Below are 21,304 nucleotides of genomic sequence, written 5' to 3' on the forward strand. Positions count from 1 at the left end.
GGTGAGATGCATTGTTAGAAAAACAAAAAGGAATTATCATAAAATCAGTAGATTATGGTGAATCCGATAAAATTATTACAATATTAAACGAGCATGGTGCTAAAATTCCTATTATGGTAAGACGTGCTAAGAAATCTAAAACCGGCTTGCAAGCTCATACACAACTCTTTGTGTATGGCTTATTTATTTATAATAAATGGAAAGGTATGGGGACGCTCAGTTCTATTGATGTCATAAACCAATATTATCAATTACGATTAGATATTTTTGATAGTAGTTATGCGACTTTATGTGTCGAAGCAATAGATCGATCATTAGAACCAGATGAAGTTTCTCTATATCATTATAAGTTATTAGAATTTGTACTCAATAAAATTTCAGAAGGTAATTCTGCTCAATTAATGTCGATTATCGTATTATTGAAATGTATGAATAAATTTGGTTTTGGCGCATTTTTCAATTATTGTGCAATTACTGGTGATACTGATCAATCTAAGCTTATTGCTTACAGTTTTAAATATGACGGGACAATCTCAGAAACTGTATTAAATAATGATCCTTATGCATTAAAGCTATCCAATAAAACATTTTATTTATTGGATATTTTACAAAAGTTGCCAATTGATAAAATGAATCATTTTAATATTAACCAAGCTTTATTAGATGAAATGTCAGAATTAATGATAATGCTGTATAGAGAATATGCTGGCATGTACTTTAAAGGTCAAAAATTAATTAATCAACTTAAGCGATTAGAATAATATACAATGTTTAAATTAATTAAAAGAACCCACTTATTACTCATAGCAAGTAATAAGTGGGTTCTTGTTATATTAAAACTTAACTTTTTCAGCTAAGAATGTTTCTAATTCTGAGATTGGCATACGAACTTGTTCCATAGAATCTCTATCACGTACTGTAACTTGATTATCTTCTAATGAATCGAAATCAAATGTAATACAGTAAGGAGTACCGATCTCATCTTGACGACGATAACGCTTACCAATTGATTGTGATTCATCAAAATCAACAGAAAACTTAGAACTTAATTGTTCAAAGATTTTAATTGCTTCTTCAGATAATTTTTTACTTAATGGTAAAATAGCAGCTTTATATGGTGCTAAAGCAGGGTGAAAATGCATTACTGTACGAGCATCTTTACTACCTTCAACGCCTTCTTCATCATAAGCATCACATAAGAAAGCTAATGTAACACGATCTGCCCCTAAAGAAGGTTCAATACAATATGGAATATATTTCTCATTTGTTTCTGGATCATGATATCTGAAATCCTCGCCAGAATGTTCACTGTGTTTTTTCAAGTCAAAATCAGTACGGCTTGCAATACCCCATAATTCGCCCCAACCAAATGGGAATTTATATTCAATATCTGTAGTCGCATTAGAATAGTGAGATAATTCTTCTTCATCATGGTCACGTAATCTCATATTTTCTTCATTGATGTTTAAATCTTTTAACCATTGACTTGCAAATGTTTTCCAGTAATTTTGCCATTCAATTTCTTCACCAGGTTTACAGAAGAATTCTAATTCCATTTGTTCAAATTCTCTTGTTCTAAAAATAAAGTTACCAGGCGTGATTTCATTACGGAATGATTTACCGATTTGACCAATACCAAATGGTAATTTTTTACGCATTGAACGTTGAACGTTTTTATAGTTTACGAAAATACCTTGAGCAGTTTCTGGACGTAAAAATAGTTCATTAGTAGAGCCCTCAGTAACACCTTGGAATGTTTTAAACATTAAGTTAAATTGACGAATATCTGTCCAATTAGCAGTACCACTTACTGGACATACAATACCTTCATCATCGATGATGCGTTTCATTTCTTCAAAACTTAAGCCATCAGCAATGAAATTTTCATCACCTTTTTCATTTTGCATATAGTCTTCGATTAATTTATCTGCACGATAGCGAATTTTACTATCTTTATTATCAATCATTGGGTCATTAAAATTACCTAAATGACCAGATGCTTCCCAAGTTTTTGGATTCATTAAAATTGCAGCATCAATCCCAACATTGTATGGTGATTGAGTAATGAATTTTTGCCACCATGCTTTTTTAATATTATTTTTTAATTCAACACCTAATGGACCATAATCCCATGTATTAGATAAACCACCGTAAATATCACTACCTGGGAATACAAATCCTCTATGTTTAGCTAGTGATACAATAGTATCCATATCTTTAACCATATTATCTCTCCTTTTAAAATAAAAACGTCCCAAGACAATAAATAAATATAAAACAATACTTATTATTATCTTGGGACGAGTTAATAATTCATCTATATAAATATATAGTGTTAACAAAATAACCCGCGGTTCCACCCAAATTAGTGTAGACACTCGCTTTTATGTAATGATATTGATAAGCCAATTTTTAAAATGTTAAGCTTCCACCAACCTTAACTCGCTTAATCATATTTTAATTCATAGAAAATTTAATAGCAAGGATTTATATGTATTTGTAGGTATATATATAAATAGGTATAATAAAACATGAAATTAAAAGGGGTGAAGACCTATAGAATTAAGTAAAAGACAAGAACAAATAATTGAAATAGTTAAGGATGGTGGCCCGATAACAGGTGAACATATAGCAGATAAGCTTAATTTAACTCGTGCTACTTTACGTCCTGATTTAGCTATTTTAACTATGTCTGGTTTTATTGAAGCTAGACCACGTGTGGGTTATTATTATTCAGGTAAATCCAAGAATAAATTAATCAGTGATCATTTACGTCAATATATAATAAAAGATCATATGTCTCTACCTGTTATCGTTAAAGAAGATACGACAATTTATGATGCTATATGTACTATATTTTTAGAAGATACAGGAACATTATTTATTACTAATCAAAAAGATGAATTGATTGGTGTGAGCTCGCGAAAAGATTTGTTACGTGCCTCTATGATTGGTCAAGATATTCATACTATGCCTATAAGTATCATCATGTCACGTATGCCTAATATTGTTTATTTAAAAGAAGAAGATCTCGTCATCTATGCTGCAAGTCAAATGATAGATAAGGAAATTGATTCAATTCCCGTCGTTAGAAAAAAAGAAAATAGTAAATATAAAGTTGTAGGTAGAATATCTAAAACAACAATAACAAAATTATTTGTTTCATTATTTAAAGAATAGGTGATAAACAATGGAAAATATAAAGATAATCATTGCATCTGATTCAATAGGAGATACAGCTGAGTTGGTTGCTAGTGCTTGCGTCGCTCAATTTAATCCTAAAGCTTGTAAACATGGTTTTTTGAGATATCCTTATATAGAAACCTTTAAGGATATAGATGAAGTTATACAGGTCGCTATAGATAAAAATGCAATTATTGTATATACGTTAGTAGAACCAGAAATTAAAGCATATATGAAGAAAAAAGTAGACGATTTCTCTTTAAAAGCTGTTGATATAATGGGTCCTCTAATGACACTACTTAATCAAACGCATGATGAGGAGCCGTATAATCAGCCAGGCAGAGTTCATAAATTAGACGATGCCTATTTCAAAAAAATAGATGCAATCGAATTTGCGGTAAAATACGATGATGGTAAAGATGCGAAAGGATTACCTAAGGCAGATATTGTTTTAATTGGCATTTCAAGAACTTCTAAGACGCCTCTATCTCAGTATTTAGCGCACAAAAGCTATAAAGTAATGAACATTCCTCTAGTTCCAGAGGTAACGCCACCAGACGAATTATTTAAAATTAATCCAACTAAATGTATAGCATTAAAGATTAGTGAAGATAAACTTAATTTAATAAGAAAACAACGACTTAAACAATTAGGATTAGGTGAACATGCTAGATATGCGACTGAAGATAGAATTAAAGAAGAAATTCAATATTTTGAAAAAATTGTCGAAAAAATAGGATGCCCTGTTATTGATGTATCTGATAAGGCTATTGAAGAAACAGCAAATGATGTTATACAAATTATTGAAAGTAAAGCATAAATATTTAAAAACCTTTTATAAAAGTGTATAATATTATGACTACTATTTAATAGGTGATATATATTGCGTATAGAACAGTCTGTAATTAACGAAATAAAGGAAAAAACAGATATTTTAGATTTAGTAAGTGAATATGTGAAATTAGAAAAAAGAGGACGCAATTACATTGGTTTGTGTCCTTTTCATGATGAAAAAACACCTTCTTTTACAGTTTCTGAAGATAAACAAATATGCCATTGCTTTGGTTGTAAAAACGGTGGAAATGTTTTTCAATTTATTCAAGACATTAAGGACATTTCATTCGTAGAAGCAGTACAAGAACTTGGAGAACGCGTTAATATAAAAGTAGATATTGGTCATTCTAATCCCTCTACAACTCAAATAGCATCTGAAGACTTAAAAATGATTGAAATGCATGAATTAATTAATGAATATTATATGTATGCATTAATGAAATCAGTAGAAGGTGAAGAAGCTTTAAATTATCTCGTAAATCGTGGTTTCACTGAAGAATTAATAAAATCTCGTGGAATAGGGTATGCCCCTAATAACGCTCACTTTTGTCATGACTTTTTAAAACAAAAAGGATATGACATAGAACTAGCTTATGAAGCTGGTTTGTTATCACGTAACGAAGAAAATTTTAGTTACTACGATCGTTTTAGAGATCGCATCATGTTTCCTTTAAAAAATGCTCAAGGAAGAATTGTCGGTTTTTCTGGTAGAACTTATAACAATCAAGAACCTAAGTATTTAAATAGTCCTGAGACACCGATTTTTCAAAAAAGACGATTACTTTATAATCTTGATAACGCAAGAAAATCAATTAGAAAAAATGATGAAGTAATGTTGTTAGAAGGATTTATGGATGTAATTAAAGCTGATTACGCTGGATTAAAAACAGTGGTAGCAAGTATGGGTACAGCATTATCAGAAGATCACATGACAGTTTTAAAAAAATTAACCTCTAATATAACTTTAATGTTTGATGGAGACTTTGCTGGTCAAGAGGCCACTTTAAAAACTGGAGAACATTTACTGAAACATGGATTAAATGTATTTGTAGTACAATTACCAAAAAACATGGATCCCGATGAATATATAGTTAAATTCGGTAAAGAAAAATTTATAGAATTTTTAAATAATGAGAAGAAATCGTTTATTATTTACAAAGTTCAATTCTATCGAGAAGAAATTGAAAATAATGATCTAGCTTATGAGCGTCACTTTAAAGAGATTACTGAAGATATTTCATTTGTCAGATCTTCAATATTAAAAAATAAAATTGTGAATGACGTAGCTGACATTTTCAATATTGATGCCAATACTATGATGTCCAATGTACATCAACAACCTGAATTTATCTCATATGAAGAAGACTATATTGGAAATACCAATGATAACTCGAATTCAAATTCTCAAAATTTAAACATTGTTTTTACACATTTAAACAAAAGTGAAAAAGCACAAAGAGCTTTATTAAAACATTTTATGATGGATAAAGATGTATTTCTAAATTATAACCGACAACTTGAAGCAAATGATTTTACGAATAAATATTTCCAAAGTATTTTTAAAGCGCTAACCGATTATTATTCTGAAAATGATTACTATTCGATAAGTGATTTAATATTATACATTGAAGATAAAGATATTAGAGAAGCAATTATACAGCTTGATGATTATGAATTAAATCGAGAACCTTATGATTTAGAAATTGAAGAATATATCTCAACTTTAAATGAAAACAAATATGAAGATTCTATTGAAGAACTTAATCATAAATTAAAAGAAGCACTTAGAATTGGTGACGTAGAATCTCAAAAGTATTATTTACAAATGATAGTTAATAAAAATAAGCAACGCATGTAGATGAATATTTAAATTAAAGAAATATAAACAAATATTAAACTTTTAATATAGTATTTATATTTAATAACCATTACTGTATAATGGTTATTATGCTTTTTTAAAGGGTAGACAAATAGTAAGTTAAATATTTATGAAATAAGGATATCATTTTTATTACCTATAGAATGATAATATTTCATGTTTATTATAAAATATACTTTTCTTATTATAATAATTTATTATATAATTAAATATCTTAATTGAAAGCTTAAAATACGATTGGGAGGCCTTTTCATGTCTGATAACCAAGTTAAAATCAAAAAACAAACAATTGATCCGACTTTAACATTAGAAGATGTTAAAAAACAATTAATTGAAAAAGGTAAAAAGGAAGGTCATCTAAGTCATGAAGAAATTGCTGAAAAGCTGCAAAATTTTGACATGGATTCCGACCAAATGGATGATTTCTTTGACCAACTAAATGATAACGATATTAGTTTAGTAAATGAAAAAGATAGTTCAGATACAGATGAAAAATTAAATCCAAATGACTTAAGTGCGCCTCCAGGTGTTAAAATTAATGATCCTGTAAGAATGTACTTAAAAGAAATTGGACGTGTAAATCTTCTTAGTGCACAAGAAGAAATTGAATTAGCTAAACGTATTGAACAAGGTGATGAAGTAGCAAAATCTCGCCTTGCAGAAGCCAACTTGCGATTAGTTGTAAGTATTGCAAAACGGTATGTTGGTCGTGGTATGCTTTTCTTAGACTTAATTCAAGAGGGGAATATGGGTCTTATCAAAGCAGTAGAAAAGTTCGATTTTAGTAAAGGATTTAAATTTTCTACTTATGCTACGTGGTGGATTAGACAAGCCATTACACGTGCTATTGCTGACCAAGCTCGTACTATCCGTATTCCTGTGCATATGGTTGAAACTATTAATAAGCTTATTCGTGTACAAAGACAATTATTACAAGACTTAGGTCGTGATCCTGCTCCTGAAGAAATTGGTGAAGAAATGGATTTACCACCTGAAAAAGTTCGCGAAATACTTAAAATAGCTCAAGAGCCAGTATCCCTAGAAACGCCAATAGGTGAAGAAGATGACAGTCACTTAGGAGACTTTATTGAAGATCAAGAAGCACAAAGCCCTTCTGACCATGCTGCTTATGAGTTATTGAAAGAACAATTAGAAGACGTTTTAGATACACTTACTGATAGAGAAGAAAATGTTTTACGTTTAAGATTTGGCCTTGATGACGGACGAACTAGAACATTAGAAGAAGTGGGTAAAGTGTTCGGTGTTACAAGAGAACGTATTCGTCAAATCGAAGCTAAAGCGCTTAGAAAATTAAGACATCCAAGTCGTAGCAAGCGTCTTAAAGATTTTATGGACTAAGATTAATGGTGAATCTGAGTTAACGATAGATGTTATGTATAAAGAAACTAGAGGCTAAGACAATACTATGTCCTAGCCTCTTTTTATAATAAAGGAGATAACAATGATATCATTAAATCATCGATTAAAAGTTGTAAGCCAATACTTATTAAGTAATTCATTAGCTGATATCGGTTCTGATCACGCTTATTTACCTATTTATGCATTACAACATCATCTATGCGATGATGCTATTGCTGGCGAAGTAATCAAAGGACCTTATACAGCTGCTAAAAAGAATGTAGCACAGCATCAACTTACTCAACATATCGATGTTCGATTAGGTGATGGTCTTAGTATACTAACTGAGAAAGATAAAGTAGATAATATCACAATTTGTGGAATGGGTGGACCTTTAATAGCGAAAATATTAGATGAAGGTAAAGATAAACTTGCACATCATCCACGTCTAATTTTGCAAAGTAATATTCAAACTGAAACCTTACGCAAGACACTTCAACATCTTAATTATGATATTATCGCTGAAGAAATTTTAGAAGAAAAAGGACATATCTATGAAATTGTAGTTAGTGAATGGAAAGAAAATCTTAATCTTCTTAATAAAAAATCACTTAAATTTGGTCCTATTCTTTTAAATAATAAAAACGGTATTTTTATAAAAAAGTGGGAAAGAGAGTTAGCAGCTTTAGAGCATATTCGTAATCAATTGAATCCAATACAACATCGTGAGAGACTAGAAGAGATTGAAGAAGAGATATCAATGATAAGAGAGGTACTCTATAATGAAAATTAAAGAACTAATGTCAATTATTGACCAACACGTTCCCCTTAAAACTGCTGAAAGCTGGGATAATGTGGGTTTATTAATTGGAGATGACACTAAAGAGATAACAGGTATTTTGACAGCATTAGATTGCACAATGGAAGTAATAGAAGAGGCAATTAGCAAAGGATACAATACAATTATTGCCCATCACCCTTTAATTTTTAAAGGTATTAAATCATTAGTTAATGATGGATATGGTAAATTAATACACATGCTTATTCAAAATGATATTCAACTTATTGCTTTGCACACCAATTTAGATAATCACATTGATGGTGTCAATGAGATGCTAGCAAAAAAATTAAATTTAACTAATATTAGATTTTTAAATGAAGAAGAATCATTTTACTATAAAGTACAAACTTACATTCCCGAAGAAAATCTAGAATCATTTAAATATCATATTAATAATATTGGTTTAGCAAAAGAAGGGAATTATGAATATTGTTTCTTTGAGTCCAAAGGTAAAGGTCAATTCAAACCAGTTGGAGAGGCTCGCCCTCATATTGGAGAACTAAATCGAATTGAATATGTAAATGAAGTGAAGCTAGAATTTATGATTCGTAAAGATCAATTAAATATTGCTAAAAATGCAATTATTAATTACCATCCTTATGAAACACCTGTATATGATTTTATTAAGATGACGACATCTGCTAATTATGGTCTTGGAAAAATAGGCGAACTAAATGAGCCGTTAAATTTAGAAGATTTTGCTAAATATGCTAAAGCACATTTAAATATTCCTAGCGTTCGTTATACAGGTCCTTCAGAAGCGTTAATTAAAACAGTTGCTATTATCGGAGGTGCTGGTATCGGTTTTGAAACTAGTGCTTTTAAAAAGGGAGCAGATGTTTTCGTTACTGGAGACATAAAACATCATGATGCACTTGATGCTAAAACTAATGGCATTCATTTATTAGATATCAATCATTATAGTGAGTACGTTATGAAAGAAGGACTTAAAGGCTTACTAGGACAATGGTTATTTAGTAATGAGAGTAAGCAGTTTAATATAGAAGCTTCAGAAATAAATACAGATCCATTTAATTATATTTAAAATTATACAAAGGAGGCCAGATGAATGGCTAATCATCCATTTGAATTATTTAATTTAAATACAAATCTTATTGATGCAGTTAAAGATTTAAATTTTAATAAACCTACTGAAATTCAAAACAGAATTATTCCACGTATAAAAAAAGGAACCAATTTAATTGGTCAATCACAAACCGGTACTGGCAAATCACACGCCTTTTTATTACCTTTAATAGATTTAATTAATACTGACATTAAAGAACCTCAAAGTATTGTTGTTGCACCAACTCGTGAATTAGCACAACAATTGTATAAAGTGGCTAGTCATCTAGCTAGTTTTCAATCAGATATTAAAGTAAGTTTATTTATTGGTGGTACTGACATAGAGAAAGATAAACAACGAACAAATCAACAACCTCAATTAGTGATTGGTACACCAACACGAATCAATGATTTAGCTCAGAGTGGACATTTGCATATTCATAAGGCATCATATTTAATTATCGATGAAGCAGATTTACTCATTGATTTAGGCTTAATAGAAGATGTTGACTATATTGCTGCTCGTTTAGATGAAAATGCTAATATTGCAGTCTTTAGTGCAACAATTCCAAAATCATTAGAACCGTTTTTAAATAAGTATCTTAGTCACCCTGAATATGTTGTAGTTGATAACAAATCCCAAAATAAAAAAAATATTGAATTTTATTTGATTCCTACTAAAGGAACTGAAAAAGTTGATAAAACTTTGCAATTAATTGATATACTAAATCCATATCTATGTATTATTTTTTGTAACAGTAGAGAAAATGCAAATGAACTTGCTCAATCTCTTAATGAGTCTGGCATTAAAGTTGGTATGATTCATGGCGGTTTAACACCAAGAGAACGTAAACAACAAATGAAACGTATTCGGAATTTAGATTTCCAATATGTTATTGCAAGTGATTTAGCTTCAAGAGGAATTGATATTGAAGGCGTTAGTCATGTAGTGAATTTTGATGTTCCTAATGATATTGATTTCTTTACTCATAGAGTGGGTAGAACAGGACGTGGAAATTATAAAGGCGTGGCTCTAACATTATATAGCCCAGATGAAGAACATAATATTTCTCTTATTGAAGATAAAGGCTACCACTTTGATAATGTTGATATTAAAAATGGAGAACTTAAGCCAATCAAAGCGCACAATACACGTCATAAACGCGAACGTAAAGATGATCATTTAACAAATCAAGTAAAACATAAAGTAAGAAGTAAATCTAAAAATAAAGTTAAACCAGGTTATAAAAAGAAATTTAAACAAGAAGTAGAAAGAATGAAACGACAAGAAAGAAAGCAATACAGTAAACAACGTAGTAGACAACAACGAAAAAACAATAAAAAAGGTTAGGTGAAACAAATGTTAATTGGCTCACATGTATCAATGAGTGGTAAAAAAATGTTAGAAGGATCGGCCGAAGAAGCACATCAATTTGGTGAATCAACATTTATGATTTATACAGGTGCACCTCAAAATACAAGAAGAAAAAGTATAAACGATTTAAATATTGAAAAAGGGCATAAAGTTATGGAACAATATGGTTTATCAAATATTGTTGTACACGCTCCTTACATAATAAACATAGGAAATACAACGAAACCTGAAGTTTATGAATTAGGTGTTAATTTCCTTCAAAATGAGATTGAACGTACGCAAGCTTTAGGAGCGAAAGATATTGTCTTACATCCAGGTGCACATGTAGGTGCTGGTGCAGATAAAGGAATTAATCAGATTATTAAAGGATTAAATGAAGTGTTAACACATGATCATGATGTACGAATTGCACTTGAAACAATGGCTGGAAAAGGAACAGAAATTGGACGTAGTTTTGAAGAACTTGCTCGCATTATTGATGGTGTGACACATAACGATCGGTTATCTATTTGCTTCGATACCTGTCATACACATGATGCTGGTTATAATATCAAAAATGATTTTGATGGCGTTTTGAATGAGTTTGATAAAATTATTGGAATAGACCGTATTAAAGTTGTTCATGTAAATGATAGTAAAAATGAACAAGGTGCACATAAAGACCGACATGAAAATATTGGATTTGGATATATTGGTTTTGATGCCTTGAATAATGTGGTACATCATGAAGCTTTTAAAGACATTCCTAAAATCCTTGAAACTCCTTATGTAGGAGAAGATAAGAAAAATAAAAAGCCGCCTTATCGCTTTGAAATTGAAATGTTAAAATCTCAAATTTTTGATCCTAAATTAAAAGAAAAAATATTGAATCAATAATTAAAATAAGAGTAAGATAGCATAATCTACAAAGAGACTATCTTACTCTTATTTTAATTCGTAAACATTACTATTTACAAAAAACATATATAATTGTATAGTATTTAGCGAGGTGAAAAGATGAATCAACCTGTTTTTGAATTAAAAAATATTGATTATTATTTTGATAATAAACAAGTATTAGAAAACATTAATATCCAAATTAATAGAGGTGACTTTCTTGCAATTGTTGGTCCTAATGGAGCAGGAAAATCTACTCTTTTAAAGGTTATTCTTGGCTTATTACCATTACAACGCGGTGAAATATACATTGACGGGAAATCTTATAAAAAAAATACTCAATCTGCATTAAAAATTAGTTATGTGTCTCAAAAAGCCAATGCTTTTACTGCAGGATTTCCTGCTAGTGTGAAAGAAGTTGTTTTAAGTGGTTTAACTAAAACGAAAAGAATTTTTCAGTGGTTTAATAAAAATGATGAACAACAAGTAGATAATGTCTTACATCGTTTAAATATTCATCATCTAAAGAATAAAAATATTGCAGAATTATCAGGTGGACAACAACAACGTGTACTAATTGCACGCGCTTTAATTTCAAATCCATCTGTCTTAGTATTAGACGAACCGACAAATGGGATTGATGCAAAACATGTGAATGAATTTTATGCCACCTTGCAACATTTAAAAGAAGAAGGTATAACGATTATTTTAGTTACTCATGATATAGGCGTTGTGGTAGACACAGCTACAAAAGTCGCTTGCTTAAATAAACATCTTCATTTCCACGGTTCTACTGAAGAATTTAAGTCTCTTGATGAAGTTGAAATTTCAAAAATATATGGTCATCCAATTAAATTTGTTGATCATCAACATAATCGTTCATGCTGTGAAGCATAATTTTAAATAGGAGTTAATTATGATAAGTATATGGATTAAATTAAGAGGTGAATATCATGATTGAAGCATTGTTAAACTTTGATTTTATGAGATATTCACTTTTAAGTGGGATATTGATTGGTTTTATTGCACCTTTAATTGGTGCATTTATAGTGGTAAGGCGATTATCATTAATTGCTGATGCTTTAAGTCACGTCACACTAGGCGGTATTTCGTTTGGAATGTTTATTATTACCTTATCACCAGTATTAGTATTTATAAACCCTATGTGGTTTGGTATAATCTTTGCAATAGTTGGAGCTTTACTTATAGAAAAATTAAGAACTTCGTATTCAAACTATCAAGAAATTGCAATTCCAATTATAATGAGTGCTGGAATTGCATTAAGCGCAATTTTTATTTCTCTAGCTGATGGGTTCAATCAAGAAATTGTTGGATTATTATTCGGATCAATTAGTGCTGTAAATTTAAGTGACTTAGTCACAATTACGATCATTTCAATCGTCGTATTATTATTCATTCTTTTATTATACAAAGAATTATTTATTTTATCTTTTGATGAGGAATATAGTAAGGTTATTAATATTCCAAAATGGATTCAGTTTTTATTTATAACGATTGTTGCTATGGTTATTTCTGCATCAATGAGAGTAGTAGGAATTTTACTTGTGAGTGCATTAATTACATTACCTGTGGCTATAGCAATGCGATTAACTAAAGGATTTAAACAGTTGATTATCTTAAGTATTATTATAGGTGAATGTTCTGTCATTCTAGGACTTACCTTAGCATTTTATATTAATATATCTCCTGGTGGTGTCATCGTGGTATTATTAGTTCTAATTTTAGGAATAACGATGTTACTACAGAAAACTAAACGAACTGCCAAAAAGGAGCATTAAATTATGAATACAAACGACGCTATTAAAATTTTAAAAGACAATGGGTTAAAATATACTAAGAAAAGAGAAGATATGATTAATATCTTTGTTAATGAAGATAAATATATTAATGCTAAATATATACAACAACAATTAGACAATGATTATCCAGGTATATCTTTTGATACTATTTATCGTAATCTTCATCTTTTTAAAGATTTAAATATTGTTGAAAGTACAGAATTAGATGGAGAAATGAAATTTAGAATCGCTTGTACTAATCACCATCATCATCATTTTATATGTGAAAATTGTGGAGATACAAAAGTAATAGATTTTTGTCCAATTGAGCAAGTTAAGCAATTTCTACCTAATGTAGATATTCATACTCATAAATTAGAAGTATATGGTATATGTGAAACTTGCCATAATAAAGGTATAAATTAAAATGAGATATGTTCTGAGACGTAAATAAGCGTCTCAGTTTTTTTATAGGTCAAAAGTCTGAATTTTTACTAATATTGAAATATAATGTTTAAAAACTACTAAAATGAGATATAAAAAGAGTATAATAAGAAATATGACAACTATGTGAATAATATTTAAAGCAAATGATTTGTTGTACATCATATAGCTTGTTATGATTTATGTGAAGATAATTTAGGAGGATGATTATTTATGGCTTTTGAATTACCAAATTTACCATATGCAGCAGATGCATTAGAACCACATATCGACAAAGAAACAATGGAAATTCATCATGACAAACATCATAACACTTATGTTACAAAATTAAACTCTGCAGTTGAAGGTACTGATTTAGAATCTAAATCAATTGAAGAAATTGTTGCAAATTTAGATAGTGTACCTGAAAATATTCAAACAGCAGTACGTAATAATGGTGGAGGTCATTTAAATCACTCATTATTCTGGGAATTATTAACTCCTAATTCTGAAGAAAAAGGTACTGTAGTTGATAAAATTAAAGAACAATGGGGTTCTTTAGATGAGTTTAAAAAAGAATTCGCTGATAAAGCTGCAGCACGTTTTGGTTCAGGTTGGGCTTGGTTAGTAGTAAATAATGGAAAATTAGAAATTGTTACTACTCCAAATCAAGATAACCCTATTACTGAAGGAAAAACTCCAATTTTAGGCTTAGATGTTTGGGAACATGCTTATTATCTTAAATATCAAAATAAACGTCCAGATTATATCAGTGCTTTCTGGAATGTTGTAAATTGGGAAAAAGTAGACGAGTTATACAATGCTGCTACAAAATAATAAATAAAAAAAGTATTTATTAGTGATCTCTTTTTAGGAGATCACTTTTTTTATGAAAAATATAGAAAAATTATACAATTTCATATATCATTTATAAGTATACATGATTAATAATTGAGGTCGGTTGTCTTGCTTAAAAGATTAAAAGAAAAATCAAATGATGAAAAAATAAAACATACGATGAATAAACGAATTCGTTTTATATTTGGTGCAATTGTTTTGATTTTCGTATTAATTGTCCTAAGACTAGGATATTTACAAATTGCACAAGGTGCACATTATAGTCAATTAGTGAAAAATGATGAGAATATTACTGTCAATGAGTCCGTACCACGAGGAAGAATACTAGATAGAAATGGCAAGATTTTAGTTGATAATGCTTCGAAATTAGCAATTACCTACACGCGTTCTAGAAAAACAAGTCAACAAGACATGTTAAATACCGCTAAAAAATTAGCTAAACTCATTACAATGAATACTGATAAGATTACAAAGCAAGATAAACAAGACTTTTGGATACAAAATCATCCAAAAGAAGTTAATAAATTAATGAAAAAAGAAACAACTATGCTTAACAATGGTAGCATAAGTCAAGAACAGTATGATAAACAATTACATAGTAAAATTAAAAATACTCAATTAAATAGTTTATCTAAGCATGATTTACAAGTGTTAGCTATATATAGAGAAATGTCATCTGGATCTACACTTGATCCGCAAATGATAAAAAATGAAGATGTTAGTGAAAAGGAATATGCTGCTGTTTCTCAACAATTGGATAATTTACCTGGTGTCAATACTTCAATGGACTGGGATCGAAAATATCCATATGGTGAAACTTTAAGAAGTATATTTGGTAGTGTTTCTACACCTTCTGAGGGTATTCCTAAAGAATTAACTGAACAGTATTTAGCAAAAGGATATTCTAGAAATGACAGGGTAGGGAAAGCTTATCTAGAGTATCAATATGAAGACATTCTACGTGGTAAAAAGAAACAGCTGAAATACACTACTGATAAATCTGGTAAAGTTATTAGTTCTAAAGTGATTAACCCTGGGTCACGTGGAAATGATTTACAACTAACAATTGACATTGATTTACAGAAAAAAGTTGAGTCTCTGTTAGAAAACGAAATAAAAACACTGCGTAGTCAAGGAGCAACCAACATGGACAATGCGCTTGTAGTTGTTCAAAATCCTAAAAATGGTGATATTCTTGCAATGGCTGGAAGACAAATTGATAAAAATGGTGAACTGCTAGATTATGATTTAGGTAACTTTACTGGCCAATTTGCAGTCGGTTCTTCTGTTAAAGGAGCAACCTTATTAACTGGTTATCAAAATCATACTATCAAAGTCGGTGAAGAAATGATTGATGAACCTTTACACTTTAGAGGCGGACTAACTAAACGTTCTTACTTTAACCAAAATGGCAAAGTCCTAATTAACGACAAAGAAGCATTAATGCATTCTTCAAACGTATATATGTTTAAAACTGCTTTAAGACTAGCTGGTGATCCTTACTCAAGTGGTATGAGTTTACCTAATAATATTGAAGAAGCTGGTCAAAAACTAAGAAAAGGTCTAAATCAAGTAGGATTAGGTGTTAAAACAGGTATCGATTTACCTAATGAAACAATTGGTCAAATTGAACCATTAACTAATAATCCAGGCAATTATTTAGATTTATCAATAGGTCAGTATGATACTTATACACCTATTCAACTTTCACAATATATATCTACAATTGCAAATAATGGTTACAGAGTACAACCGCACATTGGTTTAGCTATACATGACGCAACAAATAGTGATCAAGTAGGACCGGTAAAAGATAAAATTAAAGGTAATATACTAAATAAAGTTAATAATTCTCAAGATGAGATAGATGAAGTAAAACAAGGATTCAAGATGGCTTTCAATGAAAAAGATGGTACAGGCTATGCAAGCTTCCATAAAACTGTTGTTCCATCAGCTGGTAAAACTGGTACTGCTGAAGTTTATCAAAATGGACAATCTAGAGTTAACTCAACATATATAGGTTATGCGCCTATTAAAGATCCTAAATTAGCTTTTTCTATCGTATATACTAATCAACCTGTTCCACCACCATGGTTAAATGGGGGAGATTTAGGAAGAGATATCATTAATTACTACTTTAAAAATGAAAAATAATTTTAATAACCGTTGATAAGATGCTTTTCTACTTAATACTAGTAAAAATTAATACTTTTCAATTAATCGTCTAAGTGGTATGATAATAAAGTCGTATTTAGAAAAGGTAAGGAGGTATAATCATGCGCGTAAACGTAACATTAGCTTGTACTGAATGTGGTGACAGAAACTACATTACTACTAAAAATAAAAGAAACAATCCTGAACGTATTGAAATGAAAAAATATTGTTCACGTGATAACAAACAAACTCTACATCGTGAAACTAAATAATATTAAAAGTAAAAAAGGTTGGAACAAAATTGTTCCAACCTTTTTTACTTTAGTAGATCATTCAACCATTAATCATCTTAAATATATAATTAGCAATTATATTTATTTTATATAGATTAATATATTTTTTAACTTAAAATAATTTGAATTATCATAAATGACATCACTATATAATAACGTTATAATATATTAAAGGATGGGAGAAAGAATGGGTAAAAAGCAAATTAGAAAAAATATTTTATCACAAATGAAAGACTTTGATAAAAAAAATAAGCGTAAAGCTGATATTTGGTTAATGAAACAATTAATTGAAAATGAAAAATTTAAAAAAGCACATCGTATCGGTATATTTTTGTCTATGCCACACGAGATTAATACATACAATATTATTACTTTCGCTTTAGATAATGGAAAACAAATTTTTGTGCCCGATACAGATTACAGAAGTCGTAATATGAATTTTAAACAACTATTAGATTTGTCATCAATAGCTACCGATGATAAAGGTATTAATTATGTTAATGAAGATACATCTATTAGTAATGACATGGACTTACTTATTGTACCTGGAATAGCTTTTCAAACAAATGGTTTTCGTATAGGATACGGAGGAGGTTACTATGATAAATTTCTAAATCAACACGATATTAACTCGATTAGTCTTATATATGACTTCCAAATATCAGATTTCGATGTGGAAAAACATGATCAACCTGTAGATAATTTAATTATATGTAATACTAAATTTGGGAGGAATTAATGAATATTGATAAACTATATTGGAAATCAATTTATTATTGGATCAAATATTTTAACTATAAATTAGAACACACAGATAAAAATACAAATGAAATTTGGTTATCCAATAAGAAAAAAGAAGAACTTATTGTATTTAGAAAAGAAGTGAGTTCAACTCAAGAGATACGCTTCGACAAATCTAAAATAAATGATCATAAAGAGAATTTACAAAAAAAGTTAGGATTTAAAATTAAAAAAGTCGAGTTCTTCTACTTTTTAGAAACATCGATGAATATTGATCATCTCGATGAAATGCATCCTACTAAGTTGATTTATCATAGTATCACTAATGAAAAAGACTTAGAAAATACAATGCCTAATTTTATTTTAAAAAAGCGCATTAATAAAAAAGAAAAAAAATCATCGTTGGATTATAAAAAACGTGTACTTAATACGAATCTTGTTGATAAGTATATGATGATGTTTTCACCAATGACTTATACACTTATAGCTATAAACGTTCTAATATGGTTATATATGAAGATTTATCTAAATCATTTTTCAGATATTAAGTTACTAGATGTTGGGGGATTAGTACACTTCAATGTAGTGCACGGAGAGTGGTACCGTCTTATTACCTCGATGTTTTTACATTTTAATTTTGAACATATTTTAATGAATATGCTATCTTTATTCATTTTTGGTAAAATTGTAGAGACTATCGTTGGTCCATATAAAATGTTAGGTATCTATTTAATTTCTGGTTTATTTGGAAACTTTGCTTCGTTATCCTTTAATATAAGTACCATATCTGTTGGTGCAAGTGGAGCTATTTTTGGTCTTATAGGAGCTATTTTAACGATGATGTACTTAAGTAAGACTTTTAATAAGAAAATGATAATACAATTGTTAGTTGTTGTATTAATATTGATTTTTGTCTCGCTATTTATGTCGAACATTAATTTAATGGCTCATTTAGGTGGTTTCATAGGTGGTTTCCTTATTACATTAATAGGCTATTATTTTCATGAGAACCGTAATTTATTTTGGTTATTTTTAATTTTATTATTAGTACTTTTTGTTTTATTACAAATTAGAATATTTTCAATTAAAGAGGAAAATATTTACGATAAACTTATTAAAGACGAAATGATATCTTATAATTATGATGATGCTTTATCAATTGTTGAACATACAATCAATAAAGGATACGATGATGATGAAACATATTACTTAAAGGGTTTAATAACTGCTACTAAAAGTTCTAAAGCAGAAGCAATGGCTGATTGGGAAAGAGGCCTAAGAAGTCATCCTAACTCTGCATTACTAAACTATGAATTATCCATAGCTAATAGAGCATTAAATGATAACGATAAATCTTTAAAATATATAAAAAAAGCTTTAAAAATTGATGGCAACAACCAAAGCTATAAAAATTTAGAAAAAGAATTGAAAGATAGTAATGAATCTAAAAATTAACAATTTTTATGATGTCTTGCAACTTTTGAAACGTTATGGTTTTATTATATATTTTAAAGATAAAGAAGATATGTATGAAATGATGCAACAAGAAATACGTTCTCTTTACAATTATGATCTTTTATCAAAAGAAGAATATCTAAAATGTATTTTAATAATTAATCAAAGAAGGAATGAGCATAAATGAAAAATATTATTTTAGCAGCTGATATAGGTGGAACAACATGTAAACTAGGTATCTTTGATACGAAATTAGAACGATTACATAAATGGTCTATTGAAACCGATACTTCAGACCATACAGGTCGAACATTATTAAGGCAAGTCTTTGATTCTTTTAAAGAAGCAACTGAATCTTATCACTTTGATCTTCAAAATGTTATCGGAGTTGGTATAGGAGTTCCCGGTCCTGTTGATTTTGAAACGGGAATCGTACATGGGGCTGTTAATTTACATTGGCCTGGAAATGTAAATGTGAGAGAGATTTTTAGTGAATTTATAGATTGTCCTGTATATGTTGATAATGATGCAAATGTAGCTGCACTAGGTGAAAAGCATAAAGGTGCGGGTCAAGGTGCAAATGATGTAGTTGCTATTACACTTGGTACTGGTCTTGGTGGAGGTATCATTTCAAATGGTGAAATTGTACATGGTCATAATGGTTCAGGTGCGGAAATAGGTCATATTAGAACTGATTTTGATCAACGTTTTAATTGTAACTGCGGCAAATCAGGATGTATTGAAACTGTTGCTTCAGCTACTGGAGTTGTTAATTTAGTCAATTTTTATTATCCTAAACTTACTTTTAAATCATCTATTTTATCACTTATAAAAGAAAATAAAGTAACTGCTAAAGCTGTATTTGATGCAGCAAAAGCAGGAGATCAATTCTGCATATTTATAACAGAGAAGGTCGCAAATCATATCGCTTATTTATGTAGTATAATTAGTGCTACAAGCAATCCTAAATATATTGTTTTAGGTGGAGGAATGTCTACAGCAGGATTAATATTAATTGAAAATATTAAAACAGAATATCATAATTTAACATTTACTCCTGCTCAAAAAGATACTGAAATTGTCCAAGCAAAACTTGGAAATGATGCTGGTATCACTGGTGCTGCTGGACTAATAAAAACATATATAATTGAAAAGGATGGTGTTAAATAATGGCTATTGTTGATGTAGTTGTTATACCAGTTGGAACGGAAGGTCCAAGTGTTAGTAAATATATTGCAGAAATCCAAATGAAACTAGAAGAATTTAAAAAACAAGGTAAAATTGACTATCAATTAACACCTATGAATACGCTTATCGAAGGTGATCTTAAAGATTTATTTGAAGTAGTTCAAGCAATTCACGAATTACCATTTGATAAAGGATTAAATAGAGTATGTACAAATATCCGTATTGATGATAGAAGAGATAAGTCTCGTAAAATGAATGATAAGTTAAAATCTGTTCAAAAACACTTAGATAAACAAGGTGAGTAATATGAGAATTTCTAATTTATCTTTAGGATTAGTTGATACAAACGCATATTTTATAGAAAGCGATAACAGTGTATTATTAGTTGACCCTGCCGGAGAATCTGATAAAATATTTAAGCAATTAAATCAAATCAATAAACCTTTGAAAGCAATATTACTTACACATGCTCATTTTGATCATATTGGTGCTTTAGATGATGTATTATCCAAATATGATGTACCTGTTTATATGCATAAAGAAGAATTTTCTTTCTTAACTGATCCTGAAAAAAATGGTTCTTCAAAGTTTAAACAATATGGTATGCCACTCACTACTAGTAAAGCTCAACCAATTGCTTTAGATGAAGGTAATTTTACAATTGATGAATTTAAATTTAATGTTATTCATACACCAGGTCATTCACCAGGAAGTTTAACTTACGTTTTTGACGATTTTGCAGTAGTCGGAGATACATTATTTAATAACGGTATTGGAAGAACAGACTTATATAGAGGAGACTATGAAACATTAGTAGACTCAATTAAAGACAAATTATTTGAATTAGACGGAGATTTGCCTTTATTCCCAGGTCACGGTCAATACACTACGGTAGATGATGAACAACTCAATCCATATTTAGATGGACAATAAAAAAAGTAATTTAAACACCTCTTACGTTTATATATGTAGGAGGTGTTT

General features: G+C 29.6%; 21 protein-coding genes and 2 pseudogenes. 22 read left to right on the plus strand and 1 reads right to left on the minus strand.

Going from position 1 to position 21,304, the window contains the following annotated elements; all coding sequences use genetic code 11:
* The first annotated feature begins 11 nt into the window (after positions 1 to 11).
* Entirely contained in the window at positions 12 to 761 is a 750-nt protein-coding gene (recO, locus tag NST64_RS06055) for a DNA repair protein RecO (RefSeq protein WP_049336087.1), read from the plus strand.
* A 72-nt stretch (positions 762 to 833) separates the two neighbouring features.
* Here recO and NST64_RS06060 read toward each other — a convergent pair whose 3' ends face one another.
* On the minus strand, positions 834 to 2,225 hold the full coding sequence (locus NST64_RS06060; protein ID WP_002449775.1) for a glycine--tRNA ligase: 1,392 nt from the start codon (positions 2,223 to 2,225) through the stop codon (positions 834 to 836).
* A 331-nt stretch (positions 2,226 to 2,556) separates the two neighbouring features.
* On the opposite strand from NST64_RS06060, the gene NST64_RS06065 reads away from it, so the two are divergent.
* The 21 genes and pseudogenes from NST64_RS06065 (at position 2,557) to NST64_RS06160 (ending at position 21,256) form a co-directional block, all read left to right on the plus strand.
* Positions 2,557 to 3,180, plus strand: a complete 624-nt coding sequence (locus tag NST64_RS06065) for a helix-turn-helix transcriptional regulator (RefSeq protein ID WP_071860142.1) — start codon at positions 2,557 to 2,559, stop codon at positions 3,178 to 3,180.
* A gap of 10 nt (positions 3,181 to 3,190) precedes the next feature.
* The gene (locus tag NST64_RS06070; RefSeq protein WP_002449751.1) at positions 3,191 to 4,003 is read left to right on the plus strand and encodes a pyruvate, water dikinase regulatory protein; all 813 of its coding nucleotides are present in this window, start codon (positions 3,191 to 3,193) and stop codon (positions 4,001 to 4,003) included.
* A 63-nt stretch (positions 4,004 to 4,066) separates the two neighbouring features.
* Positions 4,067 to 5,288 (plus strand): annotated as a pseudogene (gene dnaG / locus NST64_RS06075) (DNA primase); the annotation flags it as partial.
* 161 nt (positions 5,289 to 5,449) lie between these two features.
* Positions 5,450 to 5,875 (plus strand): annotated as a pseudogene (locus tag NST64_RS11610) (DnaB-like helicase N-terminal domain-containing protein); the annotation flags it as partial.
* 273 nt (positions 5,876 to 6,148) lie between these two features.
* Positions 6,149 to 7,255, plus strand: coding sequence for an RNA polymerase sigma factor RpoD (rpoD, locus tag NST64_RS06080; RefSeq protein WP_002449793.1), 1,107 nt, complete (start codon positions 6,149 to 6,151; stop codon positions 7,253 to 7,255).
* Positions 7,256 to 7,358: 103 nt separating this feature from the next.
* Entirely contained in the window at positions 7,359 to 8,048 is a 690-nt protein-coding gene (locus NST64_RS06085; protein WP_002449878.1) for a tRNA (adenine(22)-N(1))-methyltransferase, read from the plus strand.
* Positions 8,038 to 9,141, plus strand: a complete 1,104-nt coding sequence (locus NST64_RS06090) for a Nif3-like dinuclear metal center hexameric protein (protein ID WP_049336094.1) — start codon at positions 8,038 to 8,040, stop codon at positions 9,139 to 9,141. The genes NST64_RS06085 and NST64_RS06090 overlap by 11 nt, the downstream gene beginning before the upstream one ends.
* A 24-nt stretch (positions 9,142 to 9,165) precedes the next feature.
* Positions 9,166 to 10,512: a DEAD/DEAH box helicase gene (locus tag NST64_RS06095; RefSeq protein WP_049418417.1), complete on the plus strand. Its 1,347-nt coding sequence runs from the start codon at positions 9,166 to 9,168 to the stop codon at positions 10,510 to 10,512.
* Positions 10,513 to 10,521: 9 nt separating this feature from the next.
* Complete coding sequence (locus NST64_RS06100) at positions 10,522 to 11,412, plus strand: deoxyribonuclease IV (protein ID WP_002449740.1); 891 nt, start codon at positions 10,522 to 10,524, stop codon at positions 11,410 to 11,412.
* 120 nt (positions 11,413 to 11,532) lie between these two features.
* Positions 11,533 to 12,309: a metal ABC transporter ATP-binding protein gene (locus NST64_RS06105; protein ID WP_049418413.1), complete on the plus strand. Its 777-nt coding sequence runs from the start codon at positions 11,533 to 11,535 to the stop codon at positions 12,307 to 12,309.
* Positions 12,310 to 12,365: 56 nt separating this feature from the next.
* Positions 12,366 to 13,211, plus strand: a complete 846-nt coding sequence (locus NST64_RS06110) for a metal ABC transporter permease (protein ID WP_002449745.1) — start codon at positions 12,366 to 12,368, stop codon at positions 13,209 to 13,211.
* A gap of 3 nt (positions 13,212 to 13,214) precedes the next feature.
* Positions 13,215 to 13,637, plus strand: a complete 423-nt coding sequence (locus NST64_RS06115) for a Fur family transcriptional regulator (RefSeq protein WP_002455286.1) — start codon at positions 13,215 to 13,217, stop codon at positions 13,635 to 13,637.
* Positions 13,638 to 13,868: 231 nt separating this feature from the next.
* Positions 13,869 to 14,471: a superoxide dismutase gene (locus tag NST64_RS06120; RefSeq protein ID WP_002449767.1), complete on the plus strand. Its 603-nt coding sequence runs from the start codon at positions 13,869 to 13,871 to the stop codon at positions 14,469 to 14,471.
* Positions 14,472 to 14,600: 129 nt separating this feature from the next.
* A complete protein-coding gene (locus NST64_RS06125) occupies positions 14,601 to 16,646 on the plus strand; it encodes a peptidoglycan D,D-transpeptidase FtsI family protein (RefSeq protein ID WP_002449757.1) in 2,046 nt (681 codons plus the stop codon).
* Between the two features lie 122 nt (positions 16,647 to 16,768).
* Positions 16,769 to 16,918: a 50S ribosomal protein L33 gene (rpmG, locus tag NST64_RS06130; protein ID WP_002449881.1), complete on the plus strand. Its 150-nt coding sequence runs from the start codon at positions 16,769 to 16,771 to the stop codon at positions 16,916 to 16,918.
* Between the two features lie 208 nt (positions 16,919 to 17,126).
* Positions 17,127 to 17,678: a 5-formyltetrahydrofolate cyclo-ligase gene (locus NST64_RS06135; protein WP_002449726.1), complete on the plus strand. Its 552-nt coding sequence runs from the start codon at positions 17,127 to 17,129 to the stop codon at positions 17,676 to 17,678.
* Positions 17,678 to 19,135 carry a rhomboid family protein gene (locus tag NST64_RS06140; RefSeq protein WP_002449916.1) on the plus strand — a complete coding sequence of 486 codons (1,458 nt, stop codon included), beginning with the start codon at positions 17,678 to 17,680 and terminating at the stop codon, positions 19,133 to 19,135. Before NST64_RS06135 ends, NST64_RS06140 begins: the two co-directional genes overlap by 1 nt.
* On the plus strand, positions 19,119 to 19,322 hold the full coding sequence (locus tag NST64_RS06145) for a YqgQ family protein (protein ID WP_037555982.1): 204 nt from the start codon (positions 19,119 to 19,121) through the stop codon (positions 19,320 to 19,322). Before NST64_RS06140 ends, NST64_RS06145 begins: the two co-directional genes overlap by 17 nt.
* A complete protein-coding gene (locus NST64_RS06150) occupies positions 19,319 to 20,305 on the plus strand; it encodes an ROK family glucokinase (protein ID WP_002449785.1) in 987 nt (328 codons plus the stop codon). The genes NST64_RS06145 and NST64_RS06150 overlap by 4 nt, the downstream gene beginning before the upstream one ends.
* Complete coding sequence (locus NST64_RS06155; RefSeq protein WP_002449910.1) at positions 20,305 to 20,628, plus strand: MTH1187 family thiamine-binding protein; 324 nt, start codon at positions 20,305 to 20,307, stop codon at positions 20,626 to 20,628. Before NST64_RS06150 ends, NST64_RS06155 begins: the two co-directional genes overlap by 1 nt.
* Position 20,629: 1 nt before the next feature.
* The gene (locus tag NST64_RS06160; RefSeq protein WP_002449717.1) at positions 20,630 to 21,256 is read left to right on the plus strand and encodes an MBL fold metallo-hydrolase; all 627 of its coding nucleotides are present in this window, start codon (positions 20,630 to 20,632) and stop codon (positions 21,254 to 21,256) included.
* Positions 21,257 to 21,304 lie beyond the last annotated feature (48 nt).

This window comes from Staphylococcus sp. FSL W8-1268, assembly GCF_038003965.1.
In the GTDB taxonomy this organism is placed as follows: domain Bacteria; phylum Bacillota; class Bacilli; order Staphylococcales; family Staphylococcaceae; genus Staphylococcus; species Staphylococcus hominis.

Coding starts and splice junctions, on each gene's coding strand:
- NST64_RS06070 (WP_002449751.1), top strand. CDS start 3,191: ATGGAAAATATAAAGATAATCATTGCATCTGATTCAATAGGAGATACA.
- NST64_RS06095 (WP_049418417.1), top strand. CDS start 9,166: ATGGCTAATCATCCATTTGAATTATTTAATTTAAATACAAATCTTATT.
- NST64_RS06150 (WP_002449785.1), top strand. CDS start 19,319: ATGAAAAATATTATTTTAGCAGCTGATATAGGTGGAACAACATGTAAA.
- NST64_RS06110 (WP_002449745.1), top strand. CDS start 12,366: ATGATTGAAGCATTGTTAAACTTTGATTTTATGAGATATTCACTTTTA.
- NST64_RS06090 (WP_049336094.1), top strand. CDS start 8,038: ATGAAAATTAAAGAACTAATGTCAATTATTGACCAACACGTTCCCCTT.
- NST64_RS06115 (WP_002455286.1), top strand. CDS start 13,215: ATGAATACAAACGACGCTATTAAAATTTTAAAAGACAATGGGTTAAAA.
- NST64_RS06145 (WP_037555982.1), top strand. CDS start 19,119: ATGAATCTAAAAATTAACAATTTTTATGATGTCTTGCAACTTTTGAAA.
- rpmG (WP_002449881.1), top strand. CDS start 16,769: ATGCGCGTAAACGTAACATTAGCTTGTACTGAATGTGGTGACAGAAAC.
- NST64_RS06120 (WP_002449767.1), top strand. CDS start 13,869: ATGGCTTTTGAATTACCAAATTTACCATATGCAGCAGATGCATTAGAA.
- NST64_RS06060 (WP_002449775.1), bottom strand. CDS start 2,225: ATGGTTAAAGATATGGATACTATTGTATCACTAGCTAAACATAGAGGA.
- NST64_RS06135 (WP_002449726.1), top strand. CDS start 17,127: ATGGGTAAAAAGCAAATTAGAAAAAATATTTTATCACAAATGAAAGAC.
- rpoD (WP_002449793.1), top strand. CDS start 6,149: ATGTCTGATAACCAAGTTAAAATCAAAAAACAAACAATTGATCCGACT.
- NST64_RS06100 (WP_002449740.1), top strand. CDS start 10,522: ATGTTAATTGGCTCACATGTATCAATGAGTGGTAAAAAAATGTTAGAA.
- NST64_RS06085 (WP_002449878.1), top strand. CDS start 7,359: ATGATATCATTAAATCATCGATTAAAAGTTGTAAGCCAATACTTATTA.
- NST64_RS06160 (WP_002449717.1), top strand. CDS start 20,630: ATGAGAATTTCTAATTTATCTTTAGGATTAGTTGATACAAACGCATAT.
- NST64_RS06155 (WP_002449910.1), top strand. CDS start 20,305: ATGGCTATTGTTGATGTAGTTGTTATACCAGTTGGAACGGAAGGTCCA.
- NST64_RS06140 (WP_002449916.1), top strand. CDS start 17,678: ATGAATATTGATAAACTATATTGGAAATCAATTTATTATTGGATCAAA.
- NST64_RS06105 (WP_049418413.1), top strand. CDS start 11,533: ATGAATCAACCTGTTTTTGAATTAAAAAATATTGATTATTATTTTGAT.